17 protein-coding genes are annotated in these 17,941 nt (G+C 69.0%); 10 read left to right on the top strand and 7 right to left on the bottom strand.

Annotation, left to right across the window (positions count from 1 at the left end; all coding sequences use genetic code 11):
* Positions 1-166: 166 nt before the first annotated feature.
* The 7 genes from OG870_RS44245 to OG870_RS44215 all read right to left on the bottom strand — a co-directional run bounded on the left by OG870_RS44245 (position 167) and on the right by OG870_RS44215 (position 8,519).
* Positions 167-1,384: a cytochrome P450 gene (locus tag OG870_RS44245; RefSeq protein WP_327692129.1), complete on the bottom strand. Its 1,218-nt coding sequence runs from the start codon at positions 1,382-1,384 to the stop codon at positions 167-169.
* A 50-nt stretch (positions 1,385-1,434) separates the two neighbouring features.
* Positions 1,435-1,761 carry a 2Fe-2S iron-sulfur cluster-binding protein gene (locus OG870_RS44240; RefSeq protein ID WP_150484027.1) on the bottom strand — a complete coding sequence of 109 codons (327 nt, stop codon included), beginning with the start codon at positions 1,759-1,761 and terminating at the stop codon, positions 1,435-1,437.
* 105 nt (positions 1,762-1,866) lie between these two features.
* A complete protein-coding gene (locus OG870_RS44235) occupies positions 1,867-3,108 on the bottom strand; it encodes an NAD(P)/FAD-dependent oxidoreductase (protein ID WP_327692128.1) in 1,242 nt (413 codons plus the stop codon).
* A gap of 100 nt (positions 3,109-3,208) precedes the next feature.
* Positions 3,209-3,655: a MarR family winged helix-turn-helix transcriptional regulator gene (locus OG870_RS44230; RefSeq protein WP_327692127.1), complete on the bottom strand. Its 447-nt coding sequence runs from the start codon at positions 3,653-3,655 to the stop codon at positions 3,209-3,211.
* Between the two features lie 267 nt (positions 3,656-3,922).
* Positions 3,923-4,870 carry an NADP-dependent oxidoreductase gene (locus OG870_RS44225; protein ID WP_266841879.1) on the bottom strand — a complete coding sequence of 316 codons (948 nt, stop codon included), beginning with the start codon at positions 4,868-4,870 and terminating at the stop codon, positions 3,923-3,925.
* A 107-nt stretch (positions 4,871-4,977) separates the two neighbouring features.
* Complete coding sequence (locus tag OG870_RS44220; RefSeq protein ID WP_266587518.1) at positions 4,978-5,325, bottom strand: TetR family transcriptional regulator; 348 nt, start codon at positions 5,323-5,325, stop codon at positions 4,978-4,980.
* Between the two features lie 521 nt (positions 5,326-5,846).
* Positions 5,847-8,519, bottom strand: a complete 2,673-nt coding sequence (locus OG870_RS44215; protein WP_443063454.1) for a family 78 glycoside hydrolase catalytic domain — start codon at positions 8,517-8,519, stop codon at positions 5,847-5,849.
* Positions 8,520-8,769: 250 nt separating this feature from the next.
* Here OG870_RS44215 and OG870_RS44210 point away from each other — a divergent pair, with 250 nt between their 5' ends.
* The 10 genes from OG870_RS44210 to OG870_RS44170 all read left to right on the top strand — a co-directional run bounded on the left by OG870_RS44210 (position 8,770) and on the right by OG870_RS44170 (position 17,918).
* Positions 8,770-9,057, top strand: coding sequence for a putative quinol monooxygenase (locus OG870_RS44210; protein WP_266587514.1), 288 nt, complete (start codon positions 8,770-8,772; stop codon positions 9,055-9,057).
* A 33-nt stretch (positions 9,058-9,090) separates the two neighbouring features.
* Positions 9,091-10,329 carry an FAD-dependent oxidoreductase gene (locus OG870_RS44205; RefSeq protein WP_266587512.1) on the top strand — a complete coding sequence of 413 codons (1,239 nt, stop codon included), beginning with the start codon at positions 9,091-9,093 and terminating at the stop codon, positions 10,327-10,329.
* On the top strand, positions 10,329-11,309 hold the full coding sequence (locus tag OG870_RS44200) for a cyclase family protein (protein ID WP_266841874.1): 981 nt from the start codon (positions 10,329-10,331) through the stop codon (positions 11,307-11,309). The genes OG870_RS44205 and OG870_RS44200 overlap by 1 nt, the downstream gene beginning before the upstream one ends.
* A 31-nt stretch (positions 11,310-11,340) precedes the next feature.
* Positions 11,341-12,279: a VOC family protein gene (locus OG870_RS44195; protein WP_266587508.1), complete on the top strand. Its 939-nt coding sequence runs from the start codon at positions 11,341-11,343 to the stop codon at positions 12,277-12,279.
* A gap of 7 nt (positions 12,280-12,286) precedes the next feature.
* Positions 12,287-13,255: a fumarylacetoacetate hydrolase family protein gene (locus OG870_RS44190; protein WP_266587506.1), complete on the top strand. Its 969-nt coding sequence runs from the start codon at positions 12,287-12,289 to the stop codon at positions 13,253-13,255.
* Positions 13,252-14,013 (top strand): SDR family NAD(P)-dependent oxidoreductase, encoded by a 762-nt coding sequence (locus OG870_RS44185; RefSeq protein ID WP_266587504.1) that lies wholly within the window; start codon positions 13,252-13,254, stop codon positions 14,011-14,013. The genes OG870_RS44190 and OG870_RS44185 overlap by 4 nt, the downstream gene beginning before the upstream one ends.
* A complete protein-coding gene (locus OG870_RS44180) occupies positions 14,010-14,789 on the top strand; it encodes an SDR family NAD(P)-dependent oxidoreductase (RefSeq protein ID WP_266587502.1) in 780 nt (259 codons plus the stop codon). The genes OG870_RS44185 and OG870_RS44180 overlap by 4 nt, the downstream gene beginning before the upstream one ends.
* A 22-nt stretch (positions 14,790-14,811) precedes the next feature.
* A complete protein-coding gene (locus OG870_RS44175) occupies positions 14,812-15,972 on the top strand; it encodes an alpha/beta hydrolase family protein (protein WP_327692125.1) in 1,161 nt (386 codons plus the stop codon).
* Positions 15,973-16,485: 513 nt separating this feature from the next.
* Positions 16,486-16,710, top strand: a complete 225-nt coding sequence (locus tag OG870_RS48345; RefSeq protein ID WP_353962336.1) for an alpha/beta fold hydrolase — start codon at positions 16,486-16,488, stop codon at positions 16,708-16,710.
* Positions 16,707-17,918 (top strand): metal-dependent hydrolase family protein, encoded by a 1,212-nt coding sequence (locus OG870_RS44170; RefSeq protein ID WP_266587498.1) that lies wholly within the window; start codon positions 16,707-16,709, stop codon positions 17,916-17,918. Before OG870_RS48345 ends, OG870_RS44170 begins: the two co-directional genes overlap by 4 nt.
* The last annotated feature ends 23 nt before the right edge of the window (positions 17,919-17,941 follow it).

Here is a 17,941-nt window from a genome sequence, read left to right as displayed (position 1 = left end):
AGTCTTGGCGCCGGAGGACCGGTGTGATGGTGCTGACCTGCCGGCGGGGTTCGCTGGGCGGGTGGATCAGCGGGGATCGGTGTCCCACGCGAGGTGGAGTTCCTGGACGGTGCTGACGGAACCAGATGCCAGCTGACCTGCCGGCGGGGTTCGCTGGGCGGGTGGATCAGCGGGGATCGGTGTCCCACGCGAGGTGGAGTTCCTGGACGGTGCTGACGGAACCGGATGCCATGCGGGGCGTCGTGCCGGGCTTGATGACGAAGTCCGGGATCCGGGCGAGCCACTCCTGGAGAAACACCGTGAGTTCGAGCTTGGCGAGGAAGGAGCCCGGACACCGGTGGGGGCCGTTGCCGAAGGCCGCGTGGTGCTGCTCGGGATGGGGCCGGGTGAAGTCGACGACGAGCGGGTTGTCGACCTGCCGCTCGTCGAGGCCGTAGAGGAGGTTGGGGACGAGGATCTGCTCCCCCTCCTTGAGCCCCATCCCCTGGAACTCGGTGTCCTGTGTGATCAGCCGCGCGTTGTTGATGAGCCCGTGGCGGCGGATGAGCTCCTCGACGGCGTTGGGCACGAGGGAGGGGTCGTCGATCAGCTGCTGGCGGTGTCCCGGGTTCAGCGCGAGGAACCGTACGACGAAGCCGAGGATCGAGGCGACGGTGTCCAGACCGCCGGCCAGGACGATTTGGCACAGCGTCACGGCCGCCTCGAAGGCGATGGGCTCGCCACCGATCTTCGCCGTCACGATCTTGCTCAGGAGGTCGCTGCCCGGCTGCTCGGCCCGTGCGGCCAGGGCTCGGGCGACGTACTCGCCCAGGGCGGTTTGGCCTTCAAGATGCTCCTGCCGATCCCGCGGTCGAATGGCCTTCTCCGCGAGCGGCAGGAGGTATTCGCGGTCTTCCGGCGGAAGACCGACGGTGCCGAGGAAGACGACGACGGGCAGTATCTGGGCGAAATCGCCGACGAACTCGCACTCACCCTTGGGGCACAGCTCCTCGACGATCGAAACGGTGGTCTCCCGCACGATCGGCTCCAGGGCCGCTACGGTCTTGGGGGAGAAAGCGGGAGACACGAGCATCCGGTACGAGCCGTGCCGGGGCGGGTCCATCTGGACGATGGATCCCTCGCGCACGTCCTCGCCTCCGATCGTGACGCGCGCGTGCGAGAAGCGCTTGTGGTCGAGCTGGATCGCCTTGATGGCGTCGGCGCGTGTGACGACCCAGTGGCCGCCGTTGCGGGGGGTCCAGAAGATGTCGGGCAGGGTGTCCTGCGCGTTCTTCCAGGCCAGGTGCAGGTCCTCGTCGATGCCGGCCGGCCGCAGGTAGTCGAAGTCGACGACGCGGTCTTCCGGTACGTGCGCGGGGATGTCCATCGTGGAGTTTGTGGTCATCGTGTCACCTCTCTCGTCAGGGTGGTCGGGCGCAGGGAGGAAAGGGCGGGTCACGCGCCGGTCTGGGAGGCAGGGAGCCTCACGATCAGGCCGTCGGTGTCCTCGGTCACCTGGACCTGGCAGGACAGTCGGCTTGTGGGCCGGACGTCGAAGGCGGCCTCGATCATGACTTCCTCGGCCTCCTCGGGCGCGGGCAGCTTGTCGGCCCATGCCGGGTCGATGTAGACGTGGCAGGTGGCGCAGTTGGCGTAACCGCCGCACTCGGCGACGATGCCGGGGACGAGGTTGTCCATCGCGGCCTGCATGACAGACGCGTCGGCGCCTGCCTCGACGGCGTGCTCGGTGCCGTCGTCCTCGATGAAGGTGATCTTGGGCATGGTGGAACTCCCCCTCCTCGCGTGGGTGTGTTTCATGAACAGGCGGCCCTTTTGGCCGCGTCGGCGGGCCCAGGAGCAGTCACCGCCCCGTGGGCGCGGCCGGGATCAGAGTGCGGCCTGAGCCAGGGGGATCTCGCTGTCGGCCAGTCGCTCGGGGTCGACGGGACGGCCACTGGTGACGAGCTGCCGCGCGGTGGCGAAGTCGCCCGGCCGGCTGATGACGTCGGCGGCGACAACCCTGTCGCCCGTGAGGTAGAAGGCAGACAACGTCGTGTCCGTACCACCGCGGGTGATACACCGGTCGTGGCCGGCTGACAGGCCCACCATCTGGAGCTTCAGGTCGTACTGTTCCGACCAGAACCACGGCGTCGCCGTAGACGCCTGTGGCCGGCCGAGGATGGTCGCCGCGGCGACCTTGGCGTGCTCGATGGCATTGGGCGCCGACTCCAGCCGGATGCGTCTGCCGGCGTAGGCGCTGGGCTGGTTGGCACAGTCGCCGATGGCGAGGATGTCCGCGTCGCTCGTACGTGCGAACTCGTCGACGACGATGCCGTTGTCGACCTGCAGACCTGCTGCGGAAGCCAGGCCGGTGTTCGGCTCCATGCCGATCCCGACGAGTACGAGGTCGGCGTCGAGCCGGTCCACGACCCCGGAGGCCGACACCTCCACTCCGGTCACCCGGCGTCCCGAGGCGTCCACGGTCACGTCGGCCACCGTGGCAGCGAGTCGGAAGCGGACACCGTGCGAGCGGTGGACGTCCTCGAGGAAGCCGCTCACCTCCGGCCCGGTCACGCGCGCCAGCAGTCGCTCAGCCGCCTCGACGACGGTGACGTCGAGGCCGAGCTGTGCGGCCACCGCAGCGATCTCCAGGCCGACGTAGCCACCACCGATGAGGACGAGCTTGCGGCCCGGGACGAAATGCGGACGCAGCGCGTCGACGTCGTCGATCCGGCGCAGCGTGAAGAGGTTGTCGAGCTGGTCCATGTCCACGCCCGGCAGTGTCAGGCGCCGCGCGCGGCCTCCTGTCGCCAGGACGAGTCTGTCGTACGGCAGGCGGCTGCCGTCGCTGACGACGAGTTCCTTCACCGCCCGGTCGATCGCCTCCGCCCATGTGCCCAGCCGCAGAGCGATGTTGAAGCGTTCGTACGTCGCGGCAGGCTTGAGGTAAAGCTGTTGCCGGGTGAGCTTTCCGAGGAGGAAGCCCTTCGAAAGTGGCGGGCGCTGGTACGGCGGGCTCAGCTCGTCTCCGACGAGGGTGATGCCGCCGCTCCAGCCGCGCTGGCGCAACGTCGTTGCGACTTCACCGCCTGCCTGTCCGGCCCCGACGACAACTAAGTGTTCTGGCATGGTTCGGCGTTCCTTCCATCGTGAACCTCCCTGGGGACAGAGCGAAGGTGGAGTCGAGCCCGGCGACGCCGTTGCCGGCACTGGCCGATCGGGAGTCGGTTCAGAGCGACTGGGTTTTCGCGCGAATCTCGTCGAGACACTTGACGACGCCCCTGAGTTCTTCGGCCGGCATGTCACCGACCAGCTCCGTCATCAGCCGGTCGACGATGATCTTGGCCGCGGCGTGGACGCGACGGCCTTCATCGGTCAGGACCAGGCCTCTCTTGCGCCGGTCGTCCGGGTCGGCAACCCGTTCGAGCAGTCCTCGCTTCTCGAGCGAGTCGATCTGCCGCAGCACGACGGTCTTCTCCCTGGCGAGCTCGCCGGCGAGCTGGGCCTGGGTGATCAGGTCGGTGTGCTCCGCAAGGGCCTGGAGCACCGCGAACTGATCCGGCGTCAAATCCAGACCACCGTCCCCGAAGAGCGCACGTGTCTTTCTCGTCAACTCGGCCATGAGCCGCATCAGCGCCGGGGCCAGTTCCGAAACGTGGGTGCTGTTGTCAATCATTGACATCCTCACTCAGTGACAATGTCAACTATATTGCGGGTGTCGGGCTGCTGTCAACCTGCGGCCGGATGGGTGCCGCACAGGGTGGGGGCCGGAGGGCTGCGCACGGCTGTGGTGGGAGCCCGGGGCGAGGCTGCGCGCCGCCGGCGGGGCCGGCGGGATGGGTCACACAGTTCCGCCGGCACCCTGATACCGACGCCTCGACAGCTGATCCTGCGGCTCTGCCACCGAGTCGAGCGGGGCGGGGCGGTCAGTCCTCGTTGTGGCTCAGAACAGCAGGACGGGACGGCCCCGTACGCCGCCGGCTTCGAAGAGCCGGTGCGCCGCTTCCGCCTGGTCGACGGAAAACGTCGCCGCGACGCGGAGCGTGAGGATGCCCGCCTCGGCCTGGTCGCGTAGTTCCGTCAGGGCCGCCGTGTCTTGGGCCCGGTCGTGCACGAACACGGGGCACCAGCGCACACCACGGTCCGCGGTCCCGGTGAACCCCTTGACACTCGCGATGCTTCCGCCGTCGCGTACCGCTGCGGTCACCGTTTCGTTCATCACCGCGCCGTCGATGATCCCGTCCGCGCCGCCGGGGCACAGATCGCGGACCCGTTCGGGGAATCCGTCCCCGCGCGGGAGCACGTGATCGGCGCCCAGGCCGATGACGAGGTCCCGGTCCGCCTGGGCCGCGTCGGCGATCACCGTCAGCCCGGCGGCCTTGGCCAGTTGCACCGCGTAACCGCCGACCGCACCGGCCGCGCCGGTCACCACGACGGTTGCTCCTGGCGCCAGCTCAAGGGCATCCAACGCCATCCGGGCGGTCAGCGCGTTCATCAGCAGGGTCGACGCCGCCGTCAGGTCGGCCCCCTTCGGTGCGCGGACCACCGATTCCGCCGGTGCCACCACGTACTCCGCCTGCGCACCCAGCGCCAGTTTCGGCACCAGCAGACCGATCACCTCGGCGCCGACCGCCAATTCGGCGCGCACTCCCTCGCCGACCTCATCGATCACCCCGGCCGCGTCCATCCCCACCACGTACTTCTCGGCGGGCGGAAACCATTCGAGGCTGTACTCGGCGATGGCCCCGAGTCGCGCGTTGACATCGTGCGGGTGTACAGCGGCGGCGGCCACCTTGATCCGCACCTGTCCGGGCCCGGCATGCGGCTCCGGCAGATCCAGAACCCGCATGACCTCCGGGCCGCCGAACTCGGTGAAACCCACAGCTTTCACTACGCCACCTCACGATCAGGTTGATCATTCAGGACCCGAGACAAACGTGTTTCGGGTTCGCTCGCGGAGGACGCTAACAGAGCCGATAAGCTCGAGACAAAGTGGTCCTAGTGCGAGAAGAGAGCAGGCATGCCCGATCCCAGTGCGCGACTGCGTCGTCCCCCCGGTGCCTCGGGCCCTCCACGTGACCCCGCCCGGGATGCCCAGATCCTGCGCGCGGCCAGCTCTGCGCGGGACCTCCAGCGCCGGTACACGGTCGCCTTGCCCACCCCCGCTCGTGCCGCGGCCTTGTCCGGCAGGGAGTGCAGCCGCTCGTAGAGTCCGGCCTGGTTCTTCTTCACCGTCAGCGCGTAGTGCGCCTGTTTGTCCTCGACGAGGAAGCGGGCGTGGCCGCGCTGGGCGTGCAGGGCGTCGGCAGGCACGGTCGCTCCGGCCAGGTCGAACGGGAAGATCACCCCGGCGGGAACCTTGTTCGACCCACACGTTCCATGATCGGTTGAGATACGGCTTCTCAAAACAGACCGACATCGCAAACTTGGCCAGAAGGTGACTCCCACCGTCACCTCGAAACGACTCACCCCGCCGCTGATCCCGTACACCACGACAAGGGACGCCATCTCATTCCGCCGATCCGGGCGAAGTTACCGCCGTGGGTGCGCGGGTGCCGTGCCGTTCCAGCGACAGCTGGCCCTTGAGGGTGTCGAAGCCCGCCTCGAGCCATCGGTGACAGGGCCGGATCGTTCAGCGGGGTGCTGTTGGCGTGCAGGTGGGCCGCCCAGCCGAGGTAGTAGCGGCTCAGCATCGGTGGGACGGTGGCGCGCTGCCCAGCCGCGAGTGCCCGGTCGCGTATCGGCTCAGGCAGTCGTGGCAGAACCTCGAAGAAGCGTCCTCCGAAGCGGACGGAGAGGCTGTCGGCCGGCGACTTGCCCACCGGAATCAGACCGCCGCCCGCGGTTGCGGGGCCACGGCTGGGGTTTCAGCCCTGCCCTCTCTCGGCGCGGGGCCAGACCACCGTGTGTGTACCGCTACTGAACTCCTGCGGGCGATTGCCGATGCCGGTGTGCACGCGCGCGGTGCTGCCTGGGGGAACCGTGACCTCCAGAGTCACCTGGCTCTCGTCTGCGACCCAGCTGCTGGAGGCTGCGCCGTAGGGCGTCTGCACCTCGGCGCGGGCGGAGGTCAGTCCGCCGCCCACCAGTGGACGGACGTCGAACACGCGGTAGCCCGGTTCAGTCGGCGACAGCCCGGCGACGTATTCGGTGAGGAAGCCGACCACCGCACCGAGGGCGTAGTGGTTGTGGCTCTCTTTTGCCTCCCCCTTCGTGTTGTACCCGTTCCAGGTCTCCCAGACGGTGGTCGCCCCCTGTTCGACCTGGTACAGCCAGGACGGCGTGGTGGTCTGCAACAGCAGACGCCAGGCAACGTCGGGCCGGCCCGCGTCGACGAGGACCGGCAACAGCATCGGCGTGGAAAGGAAGCCGGTGGCCAGGTGGTCATCGGCTTCCTCGATGAGCGCGACCAGCCGGTCGACGGCCGCGGGGCGTTCTTCATGTTCCAGCAGGCCGAAGGCGAGGGCGCGGACGTAGTCGTCCTGGCGGTCGGTTCCGACACGGCCGTCGTCGTGCAGGAAGGCCGCCCGCCATGCGCTGCGCGTGTGGTCCGCGATTTCCCGGTAGCGGGTGGCATCGGCGTCGCGGCCGAGGACAGTCGCGATGTCGGACAGAGTGCGCGCCGAGTGCTCGAAGTAGGCGGTGGCCGTCACCGGGCTGTGCCGCATGCTGTCGAGAATCGACGCGGCGAAGCCCTGCCCCGGACGCAGCCACTCGCCGAAGTGGAAGCCGGTGTCCAGCAGGAAGGGGTCGACGTCAGGGTTCGCGCTGCCGCGCAGGCGCCGGGTGATGCGCCGCTTCTCGCGAGCCCGGCGGGTCAGTTGATCGACCCATGCGGTCATGCTCGGGTACTGCCGCTCCAGGACGGGCCGGTCGCCGTAATACCGGTACAGCGTCCAGGGCAGCAGTACGGCGGCGTCTCCCCAGCCGGCCGACTGCGCCACCATGCGCATCAGTTTGGCCATTCCTCCGGAGAAGGACGAGGCCTCAGCGGGAACGAAGACCGGCACTCTACCGTCGGGCAGCTGCTCTGCGGCCAGATTGCGCAGGTAGCGGCGCAAGTAGGCCTGGGCGTCGACGAACGTGGTGGACGTCGGGGCGAAGACCTGTATGTCCCCGGTCCAGCCGGAGCGTTCCCGGCTTGGACAGTCCGTCGGGGTGTCGGTGAAGTTCGACCGAAGTGACCAGGAGACGTTCCGACGAAGGCGGACGAGCCGCTGGTCGGAGCAGTCGAAGCCGCCGGTGTCCGGCAACGTCGAGGACAGAACGATGCCCTCGATGTCTTGGGCACTCAGGTCGCCGGGCAGGCCGTCGACCTCGACGTAGCGGAATCCGTGGATGGTGAACCACGGGGACCACCAGGTTGCTTCGTCGCCGAGAATGACCTCGTCGCGCTGGTACCAGCGGTTCACGGGAAGTCCGTGGATGTAGTCGATGTCCAGCTCGCCGTCCTTGCGCAGGACCTCGCTGTGCGTCAGGCGGACGGTGGTCCCGGGTCCTGCGGGAAGACGGATCCGCACCACGCCGGCGAAGTTCTGCCCGAAGTCGACGATCTGCTTACCCGAAGACGCCCGGCTGACGGTGCGAGGAGAGAGCCGCTCGATCTCGCACACCGCGGGAACGTCCTCGGCGATCAGCGTGCGCCGGTCGTCGAGTACCTCGGCGGGCCCGAACCGGGCTGGTGGTGCGTGTGAGGTCAGCCAGTCCTCATCGGGTACGCGCAGGTCGACCCGCTCCCCGAACATCGGGTCGGCAGGGCCGATGCGCCCTGTCCCTGCCTGCCAGGATCCGTCGCTGACGACCGTGACCGTGCTGCCGTCCTCCAGATCGAGATCCACCTGGACGAGGCCCGCGGTGCGGTCGCCGTAGACGGCCTGCTTCGCGGTGAGCCCGTTGGCCCCGCGGAATCTGCCGTCCCCGATCGCCATCGACACAACGTTGCCGCCGGCACGGAAGGCTTCCGTCACGTCATAAGCCTGGTATTCCACGTACTGGTCGAACGGCGTCCAGCGCGGCACCAGCGCCGGGCCAGTGAGGTCACGTCCGTTGACGAAGAAGCGGTACCAGCCCAGCGCGGAGACGTAGGCCCGGCCCCGAAGCACGGGTGCGGGAAGGTCGACCGTGGTACGCAGGTACAGCACGCGATAGTCGGTCTTCGCCGCGGGGGCGGGCCCGCTCACCCAGCATGCGGCCCAGCGTTCCGGGTCCAGTACGCCCGTCTCGAACGATGCGTACTCGCTCCAAGGACCGGGTTCCTGCTCCGTCCCGGACCAGACGCGCACCCGCCACCTGTAGCGCCGGCACGACATCAGCGACGTGCCCTCGTACGTGACACCGAAGGGCTCCGTGCCGGTCACCCGACCGCTGTCCCAAGCCGGCTCACCCGCGGCGGAACCGTCCCCAGCGGTCACCTGTACCTGGTACGCGGCTTGGGCCACGCCCCCGGCAGGCAGCCGCCACGCGAACTCCGGACTTCGACTGCCGATGCACAACGGACTGCCCAGCGTGTCGGTCCGCAGATCTACAGGGGCGCACAGCATGCAAGTCTCCTTCATCGCGCCGAGGAACGTCCTCGTCCCGGCCGCGGGCGACACATCGGTAAAACGATTCCAGTGACAGAGCGTCCTTGCTGTCGCCCGGGCATGGATCGCCCGCGTGCGACCTGGGCACGGTCGATACCGCCGCGATCGTGAAGGCATCGTCTTGACAGAACCGTAGCAGGCGCTACTCTTTTGATTCAACCGTAGCGTTCACTACGCTTTGCCCATCTTCCACCGTCGGAGGATCTTCGTGCTGATCGTGATCGGCAGTGCCCGTGCGCTTCCCGGACGCCGGGCTGACCTGGTGTCGGCCGCTCGTGCCGTCGCCACGCAGTCCCGTGCAGACGAGGGCTGCGAGTCCTACGGCTTCTACGCCGACCTCACCGACGACGAGACGATCCTGAGCGTCGAGATCTGGCGCGACCAGGCCGCCCTCGACGCGCACATGGAGCACCCGCACACGCAGGAGTTCCTCGCCGCAGCCGGCTCGCTGGTCGACGGCACGCCGACGATGCGTTTCCACACCGTCGCCGACTGACACTTCCCGTCACCCCTATCTCCAGGGAGCACCATGAGCGTCCCCGCAACGAAGCGAGGCCGAGTCGCCGTCATCGGCGCCGGACCGGCCGGCATGGCCACCGCCCTGTCGGTCCACCAGGCCGGCCACGACGTCGTCCTCCTGGAGCGCTACCCGCAGGCCCGGCCGGCCGGCAACATCCTCAACCTGTGGCCACCGCCGATCAAAGCGCTCGGCCTGCTCGGCGTCGACATCACCGACCTGGGCGCCCCCTGCTATTCGGAGTTCCGCTCCGCGAAGGGCCGCACCCGGGCCCGCGTCAACCTGCCCGAGCACATCGTCGCCGACTACGGGGGCGGCTTCATCGGGCTGCTGCGCCCGGAGCTCTACCAACGGCTGCTCGCTGCGATGCCGCCCGGTGTCCTGCAGCTCAACCGCACAGTGGAGAGCTTCGACCAGGACGAGACCGGCGTCCGGTTGAAGATGGCCGACGGCGAGACCATCGAGGTCGACGTGCTCGTCGGCGCCGACGGCATCGACTCGCTGGTCCGCCGGACGCTGTGGGGCGACTCGCCCAAGCGGGAGCACAACCTGCACATCTTCGGGGGATTCACCTTCGACGAGGACCTCGTCGCGGACCCGGGGCTGTGCATCGTCTCCCACAACCGGACGGTGCAGGGCAGCTGGACCTCGATCCGACACAAGGGCCGCCACGGGTTCCAGTGGTGGGTGCTGGGCGCACACGACGCCGCCACCACCTTCGACGGCGACCTGCACACCACCGCGACCGCGATGGGCGCGGAGTTCCCCGCCCCGCTGCCGCAGCTGATCGCCGCGACCGAGCCGGGCAACGTGCAGCGCTGGGTGCTGCGCGACCGCAAGCCGCTCAAGCAGTGGTCCAAGGGCCGGGCCACCCTCGTGGGCGACGCCGCGCACCCGACCTCCCCCTACGCCGCCTACGGCGCGGGGATGGCGACCGAGGACGGGTACTACCTGGGCCGCCGATTGGCCGGGCTCGACCTGAGCGAGCACGCCGCCGTCCGGGCCGCGCTCGACGCCTTCGAGGCCCCGCGCAAGCCGCACACCTCGCGCCAGGTGCAGCAGGCCTACATCCTGGGCAAGGTCTTCCATCACGCCCCGGGTCCCCTCCAGGGGGTGCGGGACGCGATCCTGGACCGGACCCCCTTCCTGCAGAAGGTGGTCGGCGAGTCCTCTCCCGGCGAGATCCTGGCCCAGATCGCCGCGATCGACGAGGCCGAGAAACGATTCGTTGCCGTGCGCGGTGGGGCGTGATGACGCCGGGCGGGCTCGACCGCACCGATCCCGAAGGTGCCGTCGCCGCAGCGGCGAAGCGCAACTCCAACTGGGGCCGCTGGGGCGCCGACGACATCCTGGGCACACTGAACTTCCTCGACGAGGCCAAACGCCGCGAAGGCGCCGCCCTGGTGCGTCGCGGCGCGAGCTTCTCCCTCGCCCAGACCTTCGACGCCGACGGTCCGCAGAAGGGCTGGCGGCGCCGGACCAACCCGGTGCACACCATGCTCGACACCGGCCTGGAGGCCGAACGCGGCACCCAGGGCTTCCCGCACGGCATCGGCGGGGCCGACGACGTGGTGTTCATGCCTCTGCAGGCCTCGACCCAGTGGGACGGCCTCGGGCACATCTTCGACCACGGCATGGCCTACAACGGCCGCCGCGCGGGCGACGTCGTCACCAGCGAAGGCGACAAGGTCACCGGAATCGAGACCACGGCCGGGCTCATCGCCGGCCGGGGCGTGCTGCTCGATGTCGGCAGGGTCGCGGGTGACGCCGCGGGCGAGCTGCCCGACGGCTTCGCCATCACCGTCGAGCACCTCGAGGCCACCGTCGCCGCGCACGGCGACTCGGCACGGGTCGGCCGCGGCGACCTCCTGCTGGTGCGCACGGGCCGGCTCGCCCGGGCGCGGCGCGAGGGCTGGGGCGACTACGCGGGCGGCCCGTCGGCCGGGCTGTCCTTCACCACCGCCGACTGGCTCCACGACACCGAGATCGCCGGCATCGCCACCGACACCTGGGGCTTCGAGGTGCGGCCCAACGAGTTCGACGAGGCCTTCCAGCCGCTGCACCAGGTGGCCATTCCGCACATCGGGCTGTTCCTCGGCGAGATGTGGGACCTCGACGCCCTCGCCGCGGACTGCGCCGCCGACGGCGTGCACGACTTCTGGCTCACCGCGGCGCCGATCCCGGTGACCGGTGCCGTCGGCGCCCCGGTCGCCCCCGTCGCCGTCAAGTAGCCCGCACCCCACGACGATAAGGAGGACGGCGATGACCAACCGTCTGATCACCCACCTGCGCCACCTGGACCTGGCGGTGCCCGACCACAAGACGCAGCTCGAGTTCTACGTCAACACCTGGGGCCTGAAGGCCGAGCACTCCGAGCCCGGGTTGACGTTCCTGGCCGCGGAGGGCTCCCCGGAGCAGTACGTGGTACGGCTGCGCCAGGCGCCGGAGAAGCGCATCGACCTGATCGCGTTCGGCGCCGCGACCGCGGCCGACGTCGACACCCTGGCCGGACGCCTGGCCGCCGACGGCGTCACCCTCGTCACGGAGCCGGGGGCCCTGCAGACCCCCGGCGGCGGGTACGGGTTCCGGTTCTTCGACAACGAGGGCCGCACCGTCGAGGTCAGCTCCGACGTGGCCGTGCGGGCCCACCGCGCGATCGAGGAGGGCGAGTCGATCCCTGTACGGCTCTCCCACGTCGTGCTCAACTCCGCCGACCCCGAGGGCACCCGCGCCTTTTACGAGAAGCACCTCGCATTCGCCCTGTCCGACACCCTGATGCACCCGCGCATGGGCAACATGATGTGGTTCATGCGGATCAACAGCTGGCACCACAGCATCGCGATCGCGCGTGGCCCACACCCAGCGCTGCACCATGCGTCGTTCGAGCTGCGCGGGCTCGACGAGTACATGCGCGGCACCGGGCGGCTGCTGCGTGCCGAGGTGGAGAAGATCTGGGGCCCTGGGCGCCACCAGGCCGGCAACAACACCTTCAGCTACTTCCTCGATCCCAGCGGGAACACGATGGAGTACACGACCGAGCTGGAGAGGATCGACGAGGACACCTGGCATCCGCACATCTACGACTTCACCCAGCCCGAGGTCGCCGACCAGTGGGGTACGGCGAACGCGATGAACGAATTCGTCGCGGCGAAGTCGTTCAACGACCCGGACAAGGGCCTGTTCGTGGCCCCGCCGGTCTGAGCCGGCCATGCGGTTCGCCACCTATGAGTGCGAGAGCACAGTTGCCTGCGGAGTGGTCGACGGTGCACGTGTGCACCCCTTCCCCGCCGGCACGACGGTGCTCGACCTGGTCCGCGCCGGGCTGCCGGCCTCACTCGACGCCGGCGCGGCAGCCCTGGCCGGGCCTGCCGTGGCGCTGGACACCGTGCGGCTCCTGCCGCCGCTGGCCGCGCCGACGGTACGCGATTTCGTCGCCTTCGAGGAGCACGTCGAGGGCGTCGTCGCCTCGGTCTCCGACGGCGGGGGCGTCGTCGCGGAGTGGTACGAGGCGCCGACGTTCTACTTCACCAACCCCTATGCGCTGATCGGTGCGCACGACGACGTGCCGACCCCTCCCGGGTCGCGGCTGTTCGACTTCGAGTGCGAGGTCGCCGTCGTCATCGGCCGCGACGGCGCCTCGCTGACCCCGGAGCAGGCCCGCGACCACATCTTCGGCTACACCGTGCTCAACGACTGGTCGGCCCGCGACCTGCAACGCCGCGAGATGAAGGTCAGCCTCGGACCGGCCAAGGGCAAGGACTCCGCCACCACCCTCGGACCGTGGCTCGTGACGGCCGACGAACTGGAGCCCTACCGCGACGCCGACGGCTTCCTCGCCCTCGACATGCGGGTCTCGGTGAACGACGTCGAGATCGGCCAGGACCTGCTGTCGAACATGGGCTGGCCGTTCGAGGAGCTGATCTCCTACGCCTCCCGAGGGACGTGGGTGCGTGCCGGCGACGTCCTGGGCTCCGGCACCTGCGGCAACGGCGGCTGCCTGGCCGAGCTGTGGGGCCGCCGCGGGCAGCAGACCCCGCCGCCGCTGCGCCCCGGCGACATCGTCGAGATGACCGTCGAGGGCATCGGCGCCCTCCGCAACACCGTCGTCGAGGGCCCTGACCTGCCCCCCGTCCGGGCGGCGCGGCCTCGGTCACGCGCCAGGAAGCGCACCCCATGAGCATCCGCGTCGCCGGCAAGGTCGTCGTCGTCACCGGTGCCGGCCAGGGACAGGGGGCGGCCGAGGCGCGCCTGCTCGCCGCCGAGGGCGCGACGGTCGTGGCGCTCGATCTCGGCGACACGCCGGTCGAGGAACTTCCCGGCGTCGAGTACCGGCGCCTGGACGTCACCAACGCCGAGGGCTGGCGGAACCTCGCCGCCGACCTCGGCACGCGCTTCGGCCGGGTCGACGGGCTGGTCGCCAACGCCGGCATCACCTGGCGCGCCCGCCTGGAAGAGCTGGACCCGGCCGACCTGGCCCGGGTGTCGGAAGTCAACGTCACCGGCACCCTGCTGGGCATCCAGGCGCTCACTCCGCTGATGGCCGGCGGCGGGTCGATCGTCGTGGTCGGGTCGGTGGCGGCCCTCACGGGGCACTTCCCGCTCGCCTACACCGCGAGCAAGTGGGCGCTGCGGGGCCTGGCCAAGGCCGCCTGCCTCGAACTGGGCCCGCGCAACATCCGGGTCAACACCGTGCACCCCGGATACATCGACACCCCGATGACCGCGTCGGCCTCGCCGGCGTTCCTCGCCGCCAACGTGGCCGAGACCCCGCTGGGACGTCCCGGCACCGTCGACGAGGTCGCCCCGCTGGTCGCGTTCCTGCTCGGCGACGACGCCTCGTTCATCACCGGCGCCGAGATCCCCGTCGACGGTGGGATGACCGCGCACGGCGGCGTGAAGTCGATCAGCGACGCGGTGCGGGCGGCCCCACGATGAACCGGGTCGCGGGCAAGGTCGCGCTGATCACCGGCACCGCCGGCGGTCAGGGCCGGGCCGCGGCGCTGCTGTTCGCCGCCGAGGGCGCGGTCGTCATCGGCACCGATCTCGATCCCGACGGCGCGGCCGCGACCGCGGACCTCGTCCAGGCGGCCGGCGGCCGGATGTCCAGTACCCACCCACTGGACCTCGGCGACGAGGACGGTGTGCGCGCCTGGGTGGAGGACGCCGCCACCAAGCACGGCGGTATCGACATCGTCTACAACAACGCCGGCGCCACCCGCTTCGCCCCGGTCGCCGAGACCAGCTACGCCGACTGGACCTTCACGGTACGCAACGAGCTCGACATCGTCTTCCTCGTCACCAAGCACGCGTGGCCGCACCTCGTCGCCCGGGGCGGAGGCGCGGTCCTGCTCGTCGGCTCGACCGCCGGCATCTCCGGCTCGCTCACCAACACCCGCATCGCGCACACCGCGACCAAGGGCGGCGTGGTCGCGATGACCAGGCAGCTCGCGGCCGAGGGCGCAGCGCACGGGATCCGGGCCAACTGCATCAGCCCGGGAATGATCCGCACCCCCGCCACCGAGGCCGACCTGCTGGCCGCCGACCACCCGATGCGCGACATCGGCCGGCACATCCCGCTCGGCCGCGTCGGCACCCCGGAGGAGATCGCCCGCTGCGCGCTATTCCTGGCCTCCGACGAGGCCTCCTACGTCACCGGCGCCAACCTCGTCGTCGACGGCGGCTGGTCCGCCGTCCTGCCCGGCGCCTGCTGAACCACCCACGAGAGGAATGATCGTGTTCGAGTACTTCCCGGGCAACTACGTCTGGAATCTTGGCGTCGTCGCCGCGCTGAACAGCGGCGGCCTGATCGACGAGGTCGACCGCGCCTGCCGTCCGATCCGCGACGCCGCCACCCGCGGCGAGGACGCCGGCACCCCCGAGTTCCTGCGGGCCTGGACCGCCCTGACCGACCAGCTCGTGGCGCAGGCGGAGGAGGCCGAGAAGTCCGGCCATAGCCGCACCGCCGGGCAGCTCTACGCCCGCGCCACGAACTACCTGTGTCAGGCCGAGCGCATGCTCTCCAACTCCGACCCGGACCGCATCCCCACCTACCGGCGCGTGCTCGAGCTGCAGCAGAAGACATTCGACCTCAAGGACTCCCGGGTCAGCCGCGTGGCCATCCCCTACCTCGACACGACCCTGCCCGCCTACTTCAGCCAGGCCCCCGCCGCCGCCGACGGGCCCGCCCCGGTCATCGTGCTGGTGAACGGGCTGGACTCGACCAAGGAGCACATGTACTCCTCGGGGCACTGGGCCGAGCTCGCCGCCCGCGGCATCTCCTGCCTCATGCTCGACCAGCCCGGCACGGGCGAGGCGCTGCGGTTGCAGAGCATCACCGCCCGCATCGACGCCGAGGTCTGGGCGGGCGCGGCGGTCGACTGGCTGGAGACCCTCGACGACGTCGACCGCACTCGTATCGGCATCGTCGGCTGGTCGCTCGGCGGCTACTACGCACCCCGCGCCGCCGCGTTCGAGAAGCGCTTCGCCCTCGTCGTGGCCTGGGGCGCGAACCACAACTGGGGGGCGGTGCAGCGCCGCCGCATCGAACGCGAGGGCGAGCGACCGGTCCCCCACTACTGGGAACACGTGCTGTGGGTCTGGGGCCACGACGACCTCGAAACCTTCATCCCCTTCGCCGACGGAGTGCACCTCGACGGCGTCGTCGAGCAGATCACCGTGCCGTTCCTGATCGCGCACGGCGCAAACGACCGTCAGATCCCCGTCGAGTACGCCCACCGGTCCTACGACCAGGCCATCCACGCCCCCAAGCGCGACCTGCGGATCTTCACCCCCGACGAGGGCGCCACCGAGCACATCGGGCTGGATCACCTCGCGCACGTCAGCACCTTCGTCGCCGACTGGATCGCCGATACCTTCGCCGTGGCGACGACGTGACGACCTGTGCGGGCAACCTCGCCCGACTCCCCGCCTGACGGAACCGAGGCCCCTCGCCATGCGCAGTCAGGTCGCCATCGTCGGCGCCGGACTCCTGCAATCCCACCATCTCGACTTCGTCGACCTCGTCGGCCGCAGCGTCACCGTCTACGGCCAGACCTAGGTGACCAAAGATGTGAAGAATGGCGCCTCCGCTATTCGGACAGCGACGTCATCGCACTACTCAGTGAGAAGGCGGGACGGCGTCTAGCAATTGGACTTGCCCTCGGCAACGGGTGGTAGCGAACCCGGCTGGGACGGGGTGCCGGAGTGCAGCACTACGGCGAGGGACTGGCTGGGTTCGTCGAGATTCACGTGACTTTCACTGATGAACCATCAGGCAAATCTACCGACGTCTATACATTGAGCGGAGACATAGACGTCCTCGAACCCACGTCTACTTTCCATGATTTTCGGGTCGGCGAGGTGGATGACCCGGCGGTTTTGCGCACATTGACATGGACGTATTAGGCCGTGGTCGTCAGCTCCGATCTTCGCCGCATCCCAACCCTTGCTGTCGCGGGTAGATACGACTGGGGCACACCGCCATCGCAATCGGAGGAAATCATGAAGGAGATTCCCCACGCAAACTCGCACATCCTTGAGAACTCGGGCCACAACCCTCACGTGGAAGAGACCCGAGAATTCCTCCAGACCATCTCCCGATTCATTCGGGTGCAAGAAAAGAGAATCAGATGAACGCGGTTTCCCTGATCACAAACACCAACCTCATCGACGGTCTCGGAGGCGCTCCCAAAGCCGGCACCAGTGTCCTGATGGATGCAGGCCGCATCGCCTGGATCGGCCCGGACGAGAACGCCCCCTCCATCGGCGACAAACACGTAATCAACGGCAATGGTCGCTCTCTGATTCCTGGCCTCATCAACTCTCATGTCCACTTGGCGAATGACGGCTCCGCCGATCTCTTCGAGCAGGTCGTGAACGACAGCTTGCCGATTGCGTCACTCCGCGCCGCTCAGAACGCCCGGCACACGCTTGCATGCGGCGTCACCACCGTGCGCGACTGCGGTGCGGCGAACGGAATCGTCATTGAGTTGGGCAAAGCGGTCGACGCCGGCCTCGTCGAGGGTCCCCGAATCGTGGCAGCCGGCCGGGTCATCACCATGACGGGCGGCCACGGTCACTTCATGGGACGGGAGGCGGATGGTATAGATGCCATCCGCCACGCTGTCCGGGCCGAGATCAAGGAAGGCTCTCAGTTCATCAAGGCCATGGCCACGGGCGGTGTCCTGACACCCGGAGTCCGCCCGACCCAGACCGCGTTGCTTGCCGAGGAACTGCGCACAGTAGTCCAGGAAGCTCATAACGCCGGGAAGCGAACTGCTACACACGCGATCGGCCGACAGGGCATCAAGAACGCACTCGACGCCGGCGTGGATTCAATCGAGCACGGCTACCACCTCGACGAGGAGCTCTTCACCCAGGCGATCGATCAGGGCACCTTCCTTGTGCCAACCCTGCTCGCGGTCGATGGAATTGTCGAATTCGGGCCGGCCGGGGGTAGCCCGGGGTGGATGATCGACAAAGCGATATTGGAGCGCGATCGTAGCCGCGAGATGTTCCGCGCGGCTGTCCAGGCCGGGGTGCGCGTCGCAGCCGGCACTGATGCCGGAACTCCCTTCAATCGTCATACCGACCTCCCCAAGGAGCTCGCGGTGATGGTCGCAATTGGCATGACACCGATGCAGGCTCTCCTGGCGGCGACAGCGAATGCTGCCGCGAATCTTGATCTCCTCGACGAGATCGGCACCATCGAGATGGGAAAGGCCGCTGATCTCGTGTTGCTCGACGGGGACCCGCTCAAGGACATCGGCGCTTACGGTCGACCGGTCCTGGTCGCGAAGGCCGGCGTCATTGCCCGCAACGACCTAGTGGGACTCCGTTAGGTCTTTCTGTCGGTGGTGTTCAG

Origin of the sequence: Streptomyces sp. NBC_00461 (assembly GCF_036013935.1) — a bacterium.
Lineage (GTDB): Bacteria > Actinomycetota > Actinomycetes > Streptomycetales > Streptomycetaceae > Streptomyces.
This window is presented reverse-complemented; position numbering and strand designations above follow the sequence as displayed.